This is a genomic window from Hyphomonas atlantica corrig. (genome assembly GCF_000682715.1).
Classification (GTDB): domain Bacteria; phylum Pseudomonadota; class Alphaproteobacteria; order Caulobacterales; family Hyphomonadaceae; genus Hyphomonas; species Hyphomonas atlantica.
On record NZ_AWFH01000002.1, the window covers coordinates 47,301 to 63,100 of the forward strand.

The window sequence follows — 15,800 nt, forward strand, 5'->3', positions numbered from 1 at the left end:
CGGCCAAGCTGGCCCCTGATTTCCCGGCCTTTAGGCTCAACCCAGCCTGAACCGCAGGAGGACGGGCATTAGGCCGAACCCGTTCTGGCGCACTCTCCTGCGGATGGCCCGGCCCTCACGCGCTGACACGCCCCATGACCCCGCTGCTTCTTGTAAACCGCCCCCTCCTACGCGGCAGGCCCTGCCTTGAGGGTGGCGCCCTGAAATCCGGGCCCGGAATCTCCCGGGCGCCCACTTGCACGTCCCGCCCCGAACCCTGCCTGCCCCTTCCCCCACATATCCGGAATTCGCAAAAGCAACATATTTGCAACATGGTGCCCGCTCAATTCCCACCTCCTCTCAAAACGGTTGACGTAATAAAAACACTCGTACTAGCTGCACCCATAATTATATATTCGTTCTACTTGCACACGCGGGTGACCGGAACGATCAGATGAGGGAAGAAAAGCATGACAATGAAATTCTTGGCTATGGTTTCGGGATCCGCGATCCTGGCAGCTGGCGGCGGCTATGCGGTCGCTCAGACACAATTGGGAGACGATGGGGGGGCAGTCGAGCAGTCTCAAAGGGTTCTGGATGCTGTAACCGTGACTGCCCAGAAGCGGGCCCAGGACGTAAATGATGTGCCCATGTCCATTGTTGCCATGAGTGCAGAAGATCTTGAAACCAGGGGCTTTGAGGATGTGGATGACCTGGACAAGCTCGTGCCGGGCTTCACAGCGACGGCAACCAATAGCGGGTCACCTGTCTACAGCTTGCGGGGTGTAGGCCTGTATTTGTATGATAGCGGCGTCGGCGCAGCCCCAGCCGTATCTGTCTATATTGATGAAGTCGGACTCCCTTCGCCGGCCATGACTTCGGGGGCAGCCTTTGATCTCGAGCGGGTCGAGATACTGAAGGGCCCCCAGGGCACGCTTTTCGGTCAGAATGCCACGGGCGGCGCCGTGAATTTCATTGCCGCAAAACCGACAGACGAGTTGTCCGCCGGCATCTCGTCCTCATTCGACCAGCATGGAAAAATCGATGCAGAAGCATATCTGAGCGGCCCTCTTGCTGACACCGTCCAGGCCCGCCTGGCCCTGGGCGTCACACAGGGCGGCGCGTGGCAGGAAAGCGTGACACGTCCGGGCGATGAACTCGGCGACAGCGATTTGTCGAGAGGCCGGCTCCTGATTGACTGGCAGGCCAGTGAAAATCTCGACTTCTCCTTCAATGCAACCCTGGCCAGAGACAAGTCAGACGCCAAGGCAGGACAGTTTTCCGAATTTCACCCGGCCTTCGGCGGTGACACACATCCCAACCCTGTCAATCAGGCGGCCCTTTCCAGCGCCGTCATCGTCCCTGATTCCCCGGAACTGGCAGACTGGACACCCGGGACGAATACCAATGACAACCAGTTTGATTTCTATTCATTGCGGACCAATTATGCGCTGACCGACAGCGTTACACTGACATCTCTGACCGCCTATCAGGAAGTCGAGATCGTGAAGAAGATCGACCAGGATGGCGTGGCTTTCGACAATTTGACGATCAATCCATTTGGCCGCGCGGAAACCCTCAGTCAGGAGCTGAGACTGTCAGGCGCCACAGATCGAATGGACTGGGTCTTCGGTCTGAACTATGAAGACAGCGATGTGATCAACAGCCTCTTCTATGATTCAGATCTGTCTGCGAACTATGCGTTCGGACCAGGTTTTGCATATGATCGCATTAACTCAGAAAATACCTCCTCGATCGAGACAGCAGCATTTTTTGCGAATCTGGAATACGCGCTGACAGAGCAGCTTTCTGTTCAATTGGGCGGACGCTACACAGATTCCAGCATAGATTCTGTGAGCTGCACATCCGGTGATGATAGCGCTCCGGGTGATCCCGGCTTGCCTGATTTCGTGAATTTCCTGGCCAGTGTGCTAGGCCCGGGCAGCCCGGGTCTCGTAGGGGGAGATTGCATCATGCTGGAAGCCAGCGCGGGGCCGAATGCCGTGCCGACTGGGCCTATTGCGCAGACCCTGAGCGAAGACAATGTCTCCTGGCGGACCGGGCTGACCTATTCATTGCTGAATGACACCATCATCTATGCCAATATCAGCAGGGCATACAAATCCGGCGCGATCATTCCCGCTGGCGGCCTGACCCGCGCCTCCTATACCCCGACGACCCAGGAACGCATTACCGCGTACGAAGCGGGCTTCAAGGCACCGCTCTTTGATGGGACAACCCAGCTGAACGGCTCTGCCTTCTTCTATGATTATGAAGACAAGCAGGTGCCATATTTGGTATATGATCCTGCATTCGGTGTACTTCCCGCTCTGGGGAATGTTCCGAAAAGTGAAGTTCAGGGCATCGAGCTTCAGCTCGTGACCCGCCCACTCGACGGCTTGGATCTGAGCGTTGCCGCAACATATCTTGATACTGAAGTGACGGAGGACTTCCTCGTACCGACCGGTCTGAGCCCGACGGATGTTTCAAATGTGAAGGGGGTCGAACTCCCCAACACTCCTGATCTGTCGATTGTTGCCGATAGTCAGTATCGATGGAATGTGAATTCTTCCATGGAGATGTATGTGGGCGCTGGTCTGACCTATGTTGGCGACGCGTTTTCACGCTTCCCGCAAAGAAGTGGGGGCGCCCCCATATTGCCATCCTATACCTTGCTGGATCTTCGCGCCGGGATTGGACCCGTCGATGGCAATTGGGATATTCAGATCTGGGGACGCAATGTCACAGACGAATATTATCGGACCACGGACAATAACAGCGTGGATACAAGCTACCATTATGCGGGTCAGGGTTCAAATTTCGGGGTAACCCTGAATTACGCGTTCTAGTCGGGAACATCTCCCTGCCAGAAATCGGCGACCTGCAGGAGCCCTGTCTCCCGCAGGTCGCTTCAACGTTCACGACACTGAGTCCCGGATCCATTCCTGACATTGGCTGAAGGGAGGTTTGGGCGCAAGCGGCCCCGGATAGCTGAACATATTCAGAGCCGTCTTGAGCGTGACCCGACTTCCGAAACCCGCAAGACCCGGCCGGATCAGGGTGTCATTCCGCAAACAATCCACGGGGCATCAGGCGAACCCCCTCCATTCGCGGAATCGACAATCTCGCGGTGCACTTGCAGCACTGCCTTGGCGACCGACGTGACGCCAAGGCAGTGCGAGAGATATAATTGTCGAAATGAAGACGTCTTCCGAGCCTGCACTCAAGATAGAAAAAATGACCGCGTCACACGATTGAATTCATCCGGTGCCTCAAATTGAGGCCAATGTTTGGAATCTGCGTCCATTACATACAAGGAGGCGCCCGCAACTTTTGAACAGGCCAGTTCCGCAGCATCAAGTGTGTGTATGGGATTGTCTCGCGTCCAAAGAAACATGGTCGGGCAGCTGATCTTTTCCAGGGGTATGTCAAAGGCATGATGGTCAGACGCAGCAAACGCCCCGATGCTTTTATTGGCGACCTCCATGTCCGGATGAGAATAGATACTCAGCCGGGTCCCCACCAATTCCTCATCCAGGAGATGATGATTGTGCTCATGCATCAGCCACTTCATGCGCAACAAGGTGCTTTCATAAGTGGGGGTGCCGGCACTTTTCTTCATGAGCTCGACGAGTTCGACCATGTCCTTTTCGCCTTTTTCGGACGTGATCTCTATCCCGCCTGTCGTATTCAGCTGAATCTTGATTACGCGCTCCGGATACATTCCGGCAAATGTTCCCGCGACCCAGCCGCCCAGCGACTCCCCCGATATGTTGGCCCTCTGATAGCCAAGCACATCCATGATTTCAGCCAATTGCTCTGACAAGGTGACCGGATTGAACGCCGTATCCTGTTTCTCCGAGAAGCCACAATTGAGAAAGTCATAGGCAATGACATGAAAGTCGGAGGAGAGGGGTTTGACATTCTTGGCATAGGCTTCCAGATGCCCGCCAATGCCATGAAGGAGGAACAAGGGATCCTTGCCTTCGCCTTTGCCAGATTCCGCGATTCTCACCCGTCCGAAATTTGGGGTGTTTATATAGCGGATTTCACATCCCAGGAAATCATTCCAAATCGTCATCATACGCTCCAGTTTCTGTTATCGGGTTCAGACTCACTTGTTTAGAATCTCATCTTGGTGCTCACAGAAACGTGGGGCTCTGTGCTCAATCCTTATCTGTGATGTGCCAAACCGAACCGGATAACAGAGATTTCGGATTGTTCCATAATCTGGATCCTCAATGTCGAACCAGGTCTTATTATAGCGAACTTGCGGGTCTGAGAAAAAATCATCAATGGTATTCACCGGTGCCAGGGGAACCCCGTATTTCGCAGCCTTTTCTATGACGGTCCGCGTATCCTGCTTCGATGTGCCTTTTTCCATCTCTGCCCACAAGGACTCATAATGGGTCATGCGGGACCATGCATCCTTGAATCTCTCATCGCCAATCAACTCGTCCCTATTCGCGGTACGGCACATGCCTTCAAACTGGGCATCGGTCTGTATATGTCCGATCACGTACCCATCCTGAGTTCGTATCGGATGATACATGTCGATTTTTCGGATGCGCTCGGCATCCTCATTCTGGAATGTGTGATTGATCATGATCGCCGGCAGCATCAGCGCGGCATATGCCTCAAGTAGGGAGACGGATACCGTCTGGCCTGTTCCGCCATTCCTCTCACGCGCCAGCAAGGCAGCCAGGATACCCTGGGTCAGTGTCGTCGAGGCGACCTTGTCCACGAGAAAATTGCGAACCGGCACAGGCGCCTTGTCATCTGAATATTGCCCGAAATCATCCATCACCCCGACCAGTCCCTGGATCACGTGATCATAGGCCGGTCGATCCTTATACGGCCCTTCTGATCCATAACCGGTAATGGACGCAAAAATGAGTCCGGGATTATCGCCACGCAGGCTTTCATAGCTGAGCCCCAGACGGTCCATTACGCCAGGACGAAAATTCTCGATGATCACATCCGCCTGTAAACACAAATTTCGTGCGGCTTCGCGATCAGCTTCATCCTTCAAATCAAGCGAGACACTCTTCTTGTTTCGATTAACCTGCTGGAAAAATGCCGGCAGGTCACCCTGCTTTGGATGCATCGCGCGCATCGGATCCCCGCTCACGGGTTCTATCTTTATGACTTCGGCACCCAGATCACAGAGCATCTGGCCTGCGAACGGACCAGACACCATCGTTGCAAACTCAACAATGCGCACTCCCTTACAAGGGGCATCCCTCGGATCAATCATATTATTCTCCGTTTATACAGACCAGAATGGGGTCACATCTTCGGTTTAAATGGAAACAGGCTCAAGTAATTGACATAATACTTCGTCTACGGATCTATCAGGAAGGATTGTCAGACGACCCGGAACGGGTCACGCGTTCAGGATTTGACCTTCTGCCAGTACGCATCCCGCAAATGGCGCTTGTAAAGCTTGCCCGTCGCGTGCCGAGGTACCTCTTTCATGAAATCGATCTGTTTGGGGATCTTCATCTTCGCGATCTGACCTTTGAGGTGCTCCTGGATGGATGTTGCCAGCGCATCCCCTGCCTCGGACCAGTCCAGGGGTTGCACAATCGCCACGAGCCGCTCTCCAAGATCATCATCCGGCGCGCCGATGACCGCCACATCGGCAACCTGTGAATGGGTAATGATGGCATCCTCGATTTCCTGGGGATAGATATTCACCCCGCCGGAGATGATCATGAAACTCTTGCGGTCAGTCAGGTAGAGATAGCCCTCTTCATCCACCCAGCCGATATCCCCCAACGTACTCCAGCCCTTGTCATTATAGGCGGATCGGGTTTTTTCGTCATCATTATGGTAACTGAATGCATTGCCGCCTTCGAAATAGATCAGACCCTCCTTCCTGGCCGGCAACTCCTCGCCGTCTTCTGACAGGATATGGATTTTTCCGAAGACTGCCGGCCCCACCGATCCCTTGTGTGTCATCCAGTCCTGCGGCCCAATCGCCGTGAGTCCATTGAACTCGGTACCGGCATAGAATTCATGTATGATCAGCCCCCACCAGTCGAGCATCTTTTCCTTGATGGGGACTGGACAAGGCGCTGCAGCGTGAAATGCCAATTGGAGACTCGACAGATCATAGGATTCCCGCACGCCTTCAGGGAGTTTCAGCATACGCACGAAATGCGTCGGAACCCATTGGGAGTGGGTGACCCGCTCATCCTGAATATGACGAAGCGATTCCTCGGCATCGAATTTTTGCATCACGATGACCGTGCCCCCGACCTTCAGGACCGACATAGACCACCGCAATGGGGCGGTGTGATACATCGGCGCAGGTGATAGATAGACCATGTCGGGATTGTATCCGAACCAGTCCACGGCCAAGCCGGTCAGCCCGTCCATCTCATCAATCCGGGCGTCCGGTAGCGGAAACTTGACCCCTTTGGGCCGACCTGTGGTCCCGGACGAGTAGAGCATGGGCGCGCCCTGGCTCTCATCTGATATGGGCCCGACAGGGCACGCCTCACGTTCAGCCAGATAGTCGCGCGCGCCGTCCGCAGCACCATCCACAAGGAAGACAGTGAGGCCGGGGACAAGTTCGGCAATGGCCTTGCCCAATGAGAATTTCGCTTTGGAGACAAACAGGATTTTCGCGCCAGCATCCTGAACAATGTATGACGCCTCAGGCGCCGTCAGCTGTGTCGAGATTGACGTATAGTAAAGTCCGGCCCGATCTGCAGCCGTGACGATCTCAAGATATCGCGGATGATTTTCCATGAGGATGGCGATAACGCTTCCGCGCATGAGCCCTTCTCGTCGAAGCAATTGGGCACACTGGTTTGAGCGGGCTTCCAGCTGTTGATAAGTCACGCTCTCTCCGCTCGGCACCAATTTATAGGCGATTTTCTCCGGCGTACGGCGCGCGTGATTATAGGTGTGCAGATCCATGATTTTCTCCCGTCCCAATGGCGCATCCCGGCAGGCCTTTGGGGAATTATTATTTTGATACGCTTGTTTTAGTATAAGAGGAATTGTGGCTTGGCAAGCATGACCTCATCGGAGTTAACACGGCACATCCGGCTCGTTTTTCGACAGTCTGACAGGGTATTTTCCATCCCGCTTGTTTTCAAAGCGGGCAGATAATACTAACGTCCTATCCAGATATTGCGACGCTCAAGATCGCACCGAGGGAGACATATGATGCCGCACCCACTCAAAGACGCAGAGACAGGCACCGATACGGGGAATGTGTCTTTGAGCGTTGCTCAGGGCGACCTGCTCTGGACTCCCACGGCTGAGCGCGTGGAACGCTCGAATCTGTTTCGCTACACGGAATGGCTGGAGCATGAAAAAGGCCACGTCTTCGAAGATTATCAAGCCCTTTGGACCTGGTCCGTCGAGGAGGTCGACACATTCTGGGCAAGCCTCTGGGAATATTTCCAGGTCGATGCCTCCCGGACTTACAATTCCATCCTGTCGGGCGCGACCATGCCTGAAGCTGTGTGGTTCGAAGGCGCCAGATTGAATTTCTGCCAGCATCTGCTCCGGCACGAAGCCAACAATCCGGACCGGACGGTGATTCACGCCTTTTCAGAAACAGGCCCTCACCTGCAAATCAGCTGGGCCGAATTGGGCAGCTCTGTCAGAAGCATGGCAACTGCGCTGAGAAACCTGGGCATAAAGCCTGGAGATCGTATTGTTTCTTATCTGCCGAACATTCCCGAGACCGCCATCGCCATGATGGCGGCCACCGCCATCGGAGCCGTCTGGGCGTCGGCGGCCCCGGAATTCGGAGCCGGGACGGTAATTGACAGGTTTGCACAGCTCGACCCGAAACTGATATTTGTCACTGATGGATACTCGTTCGCAGGCGTTGAACGAGATCGGTCCCGCCAAGTCGAGGAGATCATCGCCGGACTTCCCAGCCTGGAACATGTGGTACATGTTCCCTTTCGGAAGCCCTCCTCCCACCCGGCCCGCCTCATGGCAAATACACTCCCTTGGGACGCGCTGGCCAAGACCGTGGCTCCGGATGCAAGCGACTTCCGGTATGAACAGGTCGCTCATGATCATCCCTTGTGGATCCTTTTTTCATCCGGAACGACTGGCCTGCCAAAAGCAATCATTCACAGCCATGCCGGCATGCTTCTGGAACAATTGCGCGCGCAGCATTTCTGTGCGGAACTCAGGCCCGATTCAACGATCTTCTTCTACACCACAACAAGCTGGATGGTCTGGAACTCGCTTTACTCAGCACTCGTAACGGGGGCCTCAGTCGTCATATATGATGGCAATCCTCTCTACCCGAACAGTTCAGCACTCTGGCATATTACAGAAGCGTCTGGCGCCACGGTTCTTGGTCTCAGCCCGAGCCTCGTTACAAAAATGGACCAGGATGGCGTCAAACCTGCGACGGCGTTTGACCTGTCCGCCCTGGAAATGGTGATCCTGGGAGGCGCGCCTTCCACGCCCCATACATTTGCGTGGTTTTACCAGAATGTTAAGGAAGACCTCTGGGTCACCTCTCAGTCGGGCGGCACGGAAATTTGCAGCGCCATAACCGGCGCCGTGGCATTCCTCCCCGTCTATGCCGCTGAAATGCAGGGGCGCGTTCTGGGCATCCATGTCGAGTCGTGGAATGAAGCCGGAGAAAGCGTACGCGACGAAATCGGAGAACTCGTCATCTGCGCGGCCTTCCCCTCCATGCCTGTCGGATTCTGGAACGATCCGGATCGGCAGAGATATCATGACAGCTATTTCTCCGACTTCCCGGGTGTATGGCGCCAGGGTGATCTCTTCGTGATCAATACCCGCGGAGGATGTTATATTCATGGGAGATCGGATGCCACGCTGAACCGGCATGGAGTAAGAATTGGCACCGCGGAAATCTATCGCACCCTCGAACATATCCGAGAGATCGAGGATTGCATGGTGATCGCCCCCCTCCTGAACGGGGAGCCAGAAATGCTTTTGTTCGTGACGCGCCAGGACAATGATCCCCTTACATCCGAACTTGAACAGCGGATCAGGAGGGCCCTGAAAGAGACCAATAGTCCCCGACACGTACCTGACCGAATTCTCCTTGCCCCATCAATTCCCTACACAATAACGGGCAAACGTCTTGAGGTTCCGATTCGGCGAATTCTTGAGGGCCTGCCGGCCTCGAAAGTAGCAAATCCCGACCTGATGAGAGATCCCGCTTCCCTGGATTGGTATGTTAAACTGTCACAGAATCTGACAAGCGGAATGAAGGGGCAATGAGGGACATCATTTCCGAGGGAATACAGGGGAGCGTCGCCCTTCCGCAAACGCCGCCATACCTTCCCTGATGTCACGCGCTGCTCCCGCAACCTGCTGATGGTCCTGCTCAACCGCGAGCAGGTCGTCGAAACCGCGAATCAGGGCTTTCATGACCTGCTCCCGGCTTGGTCCCAGCGCTACGGTCGGGTCACCTGCCAGATCGATGGCCTGAGCCGCCTCGGTCAACATCTCGACACTGAGTGTATTGAGTTTCTCGGGCGCGAATGCCTTCCATCCACCAGAACAATGATGGCAGTGACGATACGTGTCTCATCGGACGGGCACCATCTCATCCATAACCAGGATCGGTCTCAAAGGCCTGTCCTTTATGACTGTCTCCACGACCGGACAGAGCGATGGATCAGTACTTTTGTTTTCATGCTTGGGTCACTTGAACCGGCTATCGCCGACAATGGGAGGAAACCCGATAGAATAGCGTTACTCGCGCCATTGCGGATTTTGTCTGTATTTAAAGAGAACAGACCCTGTACGGCCCGACGCTCTGGTGACGCCATGCCTGTAGCGAAACACACAACTGGATTGACCCGGGTTTTAGACATGTGTTCTAATTTGATCTTCAGGTTGCATCACGTCCGAAACTGAAGAACGGAATCCATATGACACACTTTGTAAGGACGGAGACAATTGGAAATTTTCTGATTGTCACATTGGATCGGCCAGCCGTTCTCAACAGCCTGCACGCCCCCGCCTGTCATGAACTCTCGATGATCTGGGATGACTTTCTGGAAGATGACAATTTGTGGCTGGCCATTGTGACCGGTACAGGCGATCAGGCTTTTTGTGCCGGACACGATCTTGTTGAGGATTTTCATGCGCCGATGCCGAAATCAGGCTGGGCCGGACTTTCGCACCGAACCGAATTCCACAAGCCCCTGATCGCAGCCGTCAATGGTCTGGCACTGGGCGGCGGATGGGAAATCGCCCTGGAAGCGGACATAATTGTCAGTCACCCTCGCGCCCGGTTCGGCTTGCCTGAACCCAAGGTGGGATTTGCCGCGCTGGGAGGCGGTGCCCGCATGTTGCCAAAGCGTATGCCTTACCATGTTGCAATGGGATTGATGCTCACCGGCGACACCTTGTCCGCTGACGAAGCGCTTCATTTTGGTCTGGTGAATGAAATTTCTCCTGAGGACGGGCTCATGGAGACCGCCATGGCGTGGGCCGAAAAGCTGAAAAAATGCGCGCCCCTGGCCTTGCGCGCGACAAAGAGGATCGCACGCCGCTCCATGGCGCCTGTGCACACGCTGGATGACCTGTACTCTCTGGAATTGCAGCTCGCTGATATGCTTTCAAAATCATCCGATACACAGGAAGGGCTCTCGGCCTTTGCAGAAAGACGATCCCCCGTCTGGACTGGCAGGTAAGCCCGCATGTCCCCCGCCGCCCCCGTCACACTCGGCCGCGTCTCGATCAGAGGCCACACGCACCTGGCTGTTCTTCTGGACGGTTCAGCACTTCCTCTTTCCTACATGATTCCCGGGATTGGAGACGACATGATCTCGCTCATTTCCAACTGGGAAGACCTTGCACCGCGGATTCACACGCTTGCAGCAGAGGCGAAAGATCCCGAACCGATCCGGTTGAGCGATCTGAGAAGACCGATTGATCGCCCCGGAAAGATTCTCGCGATCGGCCTGAACTATGCCGATCATGTCGCCGAAACCGGCATGCCAATGCCTGATCGTCAATTGTGGTTTTGCAAATTTCCAACAGCGGCGAATGATCCTTATGCTGATGTGCAGATCCCACGGGCCGGGCATCAGGTAGATTATGAAGTCGAACTGGTTGCGGTAATCGGCAAGGCCGGACGGCATATTTCACCGGACGAAGCGAGCCAGCACGTCTTCGGGTATTGCATCGGAAATGATGTGTCGGTGCGCGATTGGCAATTGTCCTCCCCCCAATGGGTGCTTGGAAAGTCTTTCGATGGCCATGCCCCCTTCGGACCGTTTATTACACTGGCGAATCCCTCGCTCGACCCTCATGACCTCACGATTCGCGCCTGGGTAAATGGTCAATTGCGCCAGCACTCGAACACACGGCATCTGGTCTTTTCCCTATGGGAGCAGATAGCGCATGTGTCGAAAGCCGTAACCCTTGAGCCCGGCGACCTCATTTTCACAGGCACACCGGGCGGCGTGGGCGTGGCCCTGCAGCCTCCGACATTCCTGAAGGCGGGCGATCGCGTTCGCTGTGAAATCGAAGGACTCGGGCATATCGAGAATGCATTTCAACCGGAAGGTTCAGAACATGGATCTTGAGCTCAGCGGAAAGAAAGTCCTGATCACGGGCAGCACGAAGGGGATCGGACTCGCAATCGCCAGGTCTTTTGCCAAAGAGGGCTGCGAACTGGTTCTGGTCGCACGAACCGGCGCTCTTCTCACAGAAGCTGCCGCGTCCATCGAAAGCACATTTGGAACGTCCGTGACCACCATTGCCGCTGACCTGTCAGACCCGCATATCTTTCACCACGTCGCAGAAGAAAGCGGAGGCATGGATATCCTTGTCAACAATGCCGGCGCCATTCCTCCCGGCAATCTGCTCGGAACTGGGATAGCAGACTGGAAGCGCGCTTGGGACCTGAAAGTGTTTGGCTATATCGGGCTGACACAGGCTTGCTATCCTGATCTGGCAAGTCGCCGCGGCGTGGTCGTGAATATTATCGGGGCCGCCGGATCGCACCCACAGCCTGCCTATATTGCAGGAAGCAGCGGCAATGCGGCCCTTATGTCATTCACGACAGGTTTTGCGCAGGAGGCCCGCCAGGACGGCGTCAGAGTGGTGGGGGTCAATCCGGGACCAGTCTCGACGGAACGATTTCGGATGCTGTTGCAGGCGCAGGCTGAACGCGAATTCGGCACATCACGCAGATGGCCTGAACTGATGGCGTCCCTCCCCTTCGGGCGCGCGGCGCGCCCGGAAGAAATCGCCGATACCGTCGTATTTCTATCTTCTGCCCGCTCCACCTATACAAGTGGCGCGATCGTGGCAATTGATGGAGCGATGGCGTGAGCGCGCCGGAGAATGTGGGATTTGTGGGTTTGGGCGATATTGGGGCCCCCATGGCCACAAGAGTGCTGGAAAAGGGTTTTCCCCTGAGCGTTTGGAACCGAACGGCCAGTAAAATGACTCCCTTGTCGATCGGCGGCGCCAGGACGGCAACCAATCCGGCGGATCTCGCCAGCCAGACAACAATTCTCTGCATCTGCGTTGACAGTCCCGACGCCACCAAGGACATTCTGTTCGGATCGCATGGCGTGACCCGCAGCGCGAATAGCATGGTTGAAATCATCCTGGACCATTCCACCGTATCGCCGGAATTCACGCGCGAGCTGGCCATGCAGCTCTCCAGTCATGGCATTGATTTTCTGGATGTTCCCGTCTCCGGGGGAGCCATAGGGGCGAAGGCCGGCACCCTTGCTGCCATGGCTGGTGGGGATGCCGATCTTCTCAAGCGCGTGGCACCGGTCATCTCCTCCTTTGCAAGTCAGATCACCCATATGGGCCCTGCAGGGGCCGGCCAGGCGGCGAAGGCTTGCAATCAGATCATCAATTTCGGCAACATGGCCGCACTGGCAGAAGCCGTGGCATTGGCCTCGGTCTATGGAATTCCCCCTGTCCGCATCCCCGAGGCCATAGCGGGCGGATTCGCAGAATCTAACATTTCGCAGGAATATCAGCGCTCCCTGAAAGCTGACGATTTCAGTCCAGTGAGATTCCTCATCGAGGGATTGGTGGAATTCTATGCCGGGCGGATCGATCCGGACTATAGAGGAAAACTGGGAATCCTCATGAAGGATCTCACCATCGCCCTCGACATGGGCCACAAATCCGGCGTGCCTCTGCCGGGGACAACGCATTTTGATTCAGTGTTCCGGATATTGCAGTCGCCGCCCGAGCACGACAGGGAGGCCTGAGCCAGGCGTGATGAAAGCGTAGCTTCTGTCTCCGCTCGGCCATGCGTGACCTTGCCACGCCCTTTGACGCCCTGATCGATGTCAGCTGCTTTGCGCTCGATCTGTCGGTCATCTTGCACATCATTTTAATAATCCTCTGGCCAAACCCCCTCAATTTGATTTAGTACGTCTGTATTATTTTTAGTCTGCGAGGGCCCGAACATGCAAAAGCTTCCGGAATTGTATCAACCTATGAAGCTCGGGCGTTTCCAGATACCGAACCGTTTGATGATGGCGGGCATGTCGGCAGGAACGAAAACTGATTCCAATGGGGAGATTACTCCCGAAATGATTGCCTATTATGTCGAGCGGGCGCGCGGCGAACCCGGGATGATCGCAATTGGCGCGTCGCAAGTTGTCCCGCCCGAGAAACGGCTGTATGGCCCCCATGCCGGTATTGCGCTGTATAGCGACGATATTGTCCCCTCCCTCTCCAAACTGGTCGATGCAGTCCATGCATATGATGTAAAGTTTGGCATTCAATTGTGGAATGGGGGCGGCACGGAAGGGACAAGTCACGAGGAATTGTTCTCTCCTTCAGGGCTCTCATCCAATGTTCGGACAGCGCGCGGGGATGGCACGGCCAGATATAGAGGTCAGCCAAACCGGGCGCTCGAGAAGGCGGAAATCTCCGATATCGTGAAGTATTTTTCCTCTGCCGCAAGACGATGCGCCGATGCCGGGTTCGACTTTGTGGAAATCCATGCAGGGCACGGCTATCTGATCAGCAATTTTCTCACACCGCTTTTCAACAAACGGACGGACGAATATGGGGGGTCATTCGAGAACCGTACCCGCTTCCTGCTGGAAATTGTCGCTGCGGTGAACGCCGAAGTCGGTGACCGTATAGCTGTAGGTCTGAAGTATAATGGCGATGACTTCCTTGGCGAGGAGGGCTGGACCCTCGCAGAATCCTGTCGTCTCGCCCCTCTGGCTGAAAAGGCTGGTGCCGATTACATAACCGTCACTGCAGGATTGGTGGGGTCACCAAAACTTACCATCCCCCCGATGTATGAGCCTCAGGGATGCTATACGGACCTGGCCGCAGCCGTGAAGCCACATGTTAACATTCCAGTCGGGACGATCGGCCGGATCAAGAATCCCGAAATGGCAAGAGACCTTGTCGCGGCCGGCAAAGCGGACTTTGTCTGTTTTGGGCGAGGCACAATCGCCGACCCGGAAATCTTTCTGAAAACGCGCGAGGGTCGTCTCGACGATATACGCCCCTGTCTCGCCGATTGTCGCGGCTGCATTGACGAACATCTGCTTCGCAATGGGGGCGGCGATGCCAGCTGTGTCGTCAACCCCAGAATGTCACGGGAACTTACCTGTATCGACATACCGGATTCGGCTGCTGCCAACCCCAAAAGGATACTTGTTATCGGTGGCGGCCTGGCCGGCATGGAAGCCGCACGTCGCACCGCATACTCCGGACACCATGTTATGCTGTTCGAACGACGGAGCCAGCTCGGGGGGCAGATACTGCTCGCGCGCCAAATGCCCGGTCGCAGGGAAATCGGCGACATCGTGCCCTGGTATGAACGTCAGCTCAGCAAAATGGGTGTTGAGGTACATCTGAACACGGAAGTTACCGAGTCCATGTTGAAGGATTTAAGTCCGGATGTCGTCATTCTCGGCACAGGAAGTGCGCCCGTCGTACCGCAAGACATGATGGATGTCGTGATGAATGCCGAAGATATCGACATAATGATGCTGGATGATCTCGTTGAGCACCAGCTAGATGTGGGTGAGAATGTTCTGGTGGTGGGAGGCGACCAGAATGGTATGGTTGTCGCAGATTATCTAGCCCAGGGGGAGCGCAGAGTCGTAGTTGCAGAAGCGCTGAACCATTTTGGTGGAAAGCTTGCTGCCCATGACCGCTGGTATCTGTTGAACCGACAAAATGCTAAGAATGTCAGGCGGATCAAGAATGTTCACCACATCCAACTGACTCCGGACATGAGATCGGTGACCCTTATCGGTGACGGCGCGCCTGATACGCTTTCAGGGATTGATACAATTGTTTTCGCCAGTGATCGCCGCTCTGAACGCAGCCTTGTGGAAGTCGCAGAATCATTGGGGGCCTCCACCTATATCGTCGGGGACGCGCATGACATCAGCTCGGAAAATGCAGGAACAATCTTCAATAACATAGCGCACGCTTACGACACGGCGAGGCAAATTTAAGCGCAGCTGAATCTGTCTCCCCGTCCGGAAATATATCCGCCGATTGAAGACCTGGCCGTATTCCCTTCCGAATCCCGCCTGTCTGGATCGATCACTAGCGAAGAATGGAAGGCCTCATTACGGTGAGAAGGTCATGATTTTCACCCCTCAGGCCATTGCTTCGGACCGGGCTGGATTCTCCAACCATGGAGTCCCTGTTGATGGCGGCTGACTGCAGAGAAGGATCGATTATCCTCCACATCTGAGGCGCCCTAGAATCAGTCCGTCTTGCAAGCTTGCCGGTCTGGCAATTCGGGAGCACACTTTTTCAGGTCACAGACCATGCTGCGCGCCTGGATGGTCAGACCAGGGGTCGCCTCATGGATAGGTCGACAG

General features: G+C 55.3%; 12 protein-coding genes. 8 read left to right on the forward strand and 4 right to left on the reverse strand.

Features of this window, described 5'->3' with window-relative positions; genetic code table 11:
* Positions 1–449: 449 nt before the first annotated feature.
* Positions 450–2,828, forward strand: coding sequence for a TonB-dependent receptor (locus HY36_RS03475; protein WP_051602470.1), 2,379 nt, complete (start codon positions 450–452; stop codon positions 2,826–2,828).
* A 374-nt stretch (positions 2,829–3,202) separates the two neighbouring features.
* Here HY36_RS03475 and HY36_RS03480 read toward each other — a convergent pair whose 3' ends face one another.
* From HY36_RS03480 to HY36_RS03490, 3 genes are all read right to left on the reverse strand, one after another.
* On the reverse strand, positions 3,203–4,060 hold the full coding sequence (locus HY36_RS03480) for an alpha/beta fold hydrolase (protein ID WP_035548695.1): 858 nt from the start codon (positions 4,058–4,060) through the stop codon (positions 3,203–3,205).
* A gap of 33 nt (positions 4,061–4,093) precedes the next feature.
* A complete protein-coding gene (locus tag HY36_RS03485; protein WP_035548528.1) occupies positions 4,094–5,236 on the reverse strand; it encodes a CaiB/BaiF CoA transferase family protein in 1,143 nt (380 codons plus the stop codon).
* Between the two features lie 137 nt (positions 5,237–5,373).
* Positions 5,374–6,903 (reverse strand): acyl-CoA synthetase, encoded by a 1,530-nt coding sequence (locus HY36_RS03490; RefSeq protein WP_035548698.1) that lies wholly within the window; start codon positions 6,901–6,903, stop codon positions 5,374–5,376.
* 258 nt (positions 6,904–7,161) lie between these two features.
* Here HY36_RS03490 and HY36_RS03495 point away from each other — a divergent pair, with 258 nt between their 5' ends.
* Positions 7,162–9,222: an acetoacetate--CoA ligase gene (locus HY36_RS03495; RefSeq protein ID WP_051602490.1), complete on the forward strand. Its 2,061-nt coding sequence runs from the start codon at positions 7,162–7,164 to the stop codon at positions 9,220–9,222.
* A gap of 6 nt (positions 9,223–9,228) precedes the next feature.
* On the opposite strand, the gene HY36_RS03500 is transcribed toward HY36_RS03495, so the two are convergent.
* The gene (locus HY36_RS03500) at positions 9,229–9,450 is read right to left on the reverse strand and encodes a hypothetical protein (protein WP_035548531.1); all 222 of its coding nucleotides are present in this window, start codon (positions 9,448–9,450) and stop codon (positions 9,229–9,231) included.
* Positions 9,451–9,878: 428 nt separating this feature from the next.
* On the opposite strand from HY36_RS03500, the gene HY36_RS03505 reads away from it, so the two are divergent.
* From HY36_RS03505 to HY36_RS03525, 6 genes are read left to right on the forward strand one after another with little or no spacing between them, the layout of a single operon-like run.
* Positions 9,879–10,646, forward strand: coding sequence for an enoyl-CoA hydratase-related protein (locus HY36_RS03505; protein ID WP_035548535.1), 768 nt, complete (start codon positions 9,879–9,881; stop codon positions 10,644–10,646).
* Positions 10,647–10,652: 6 nt separating this feature from the next.
* A complete protein-coding gene (locus HY36_RS03510; RefSeq protein WP_051602471.1) occupies positions 10,653–11,543 on the forward strand; it encodes a fumarylacetoacetate hydrolase family protein in 891 nt (296 codons plus the stop codon).
* Positions 11,533–12,294, forward strand: a complete 762-nt coding sequence (locus HY36_RS03515; RefSeq protein WP_035548537.1) for a short-chain dehydrogenase/reductase — start codon at positions 11,533–11,535, stop codon at positions 12,292–12,294. Before HY36_RS03510 ends, HY36_RS03515 begins: the two co-directional genes overlap by 11 nt.
* A gap of 23 nt (positions 12,295–12,317) precedes the next feature.
* A complete protein-coding gene (locus HY36_RS03520) occupies positions 12,318–13,199 on the forward strand; it encodes an NAD(P)-dependent oxidoreductase (protein WP_276325148.1) in 882 nt (293 codons plus the stop codon).
* Positions 13,200–13,240: 41 nt separating this feature from the next.
* Positions 13,241–13,363, forward strand: coding sequence for a hypothetical protein (locus HY36_RS18805; protein ID WP_276325146.1), 123 nt, complete (start codon positions 13,241–13,243; stop codon positions 13,361–13,363).
* Between the two features lie 37 nt (positions 13,364–13,400).
* Positions 13,401–15,425 carry an FAD-dependent oxidoreductase gene (locus tag HY36_RS03525; protein WP_081806018.1) on the forward strand — a complete coding sequence of 675 codons (2,025 nt, stop codon included), beginning with the start codon at positions 13,401–13,403 and terminating at the stop codon, positions 15,423–15,425.
* Positions 15,426–15,800: the final 375 nt, after the last annotated feature.

Coding starts and splice junctions, on each gene's coding strand:
- HY36_RS03475 (WP_051602470.1), top strand. CDS start 450: ATGACAATGAAATTCTTGGCTATGGTTTCGGGATCCGCGATCCTGGCA.
- HY36_RS03480 (WP_035548695.1), bottom strand. CDS start 4,060: ATGACGATTTGGAATGATTTCCTGGGATGTGAAATCCGCTATATAAAC.
- HY36_RS03485 (WP_035548528.1), bottom strand. CDS start 5,236: ATGATTGATCCGAGGGATGCCCCTTGTAAGGGAGTGCGCATTGTTGAG.
- HY36_RS03495 (WP_051602490.1), top strand. CDS start 7,162: ATGCCGCACCCACTCAAAGACGCAGAGACAGGCACCGATACGGGGAAT.
- HY36_RS03500 (WP_035548531.1), bottom strand. CDS start 9,450: ATGTTGACCGAGGCGGCTCAGGCCATCGATCTGGCAGGTGACCCGACC.
- HY36_RS03505 (WP_035548535.1), top strand. CDS start 9,879: ATGACACACTTTGTAAGGACGGAGACAATTGGAAATTTTCTGATTGTC.
- HY36_RS03510 (WP_051602471.1), top strand. CDS start 10,653: ATGTCCCCCGCCGCCCCCGTCACACTCGGCCGCGTCTCGATCAGAGGC.
- HY36_RS03515 (WP_035548537.1), top strand. CDS start 11,533: ATGGATCTTGAGCTCAGCGGAAAGAAAGTCCTGATCACGGGCAGCACG.
- HY36_RS18805 (WP_276325146.1), top strand. CDS start 13,241: ATGCGTGACCTTGCCACGCCCTTTGACGCCCTGATCGATGTCAGCTGC.
- HY36_RS03525 (WP_081806018.1), top strand. CDS start 13,401: ATGCAAAAGCTTCCGGAATTGTATCAACCTATGAAGCTCGGGCGTTTC.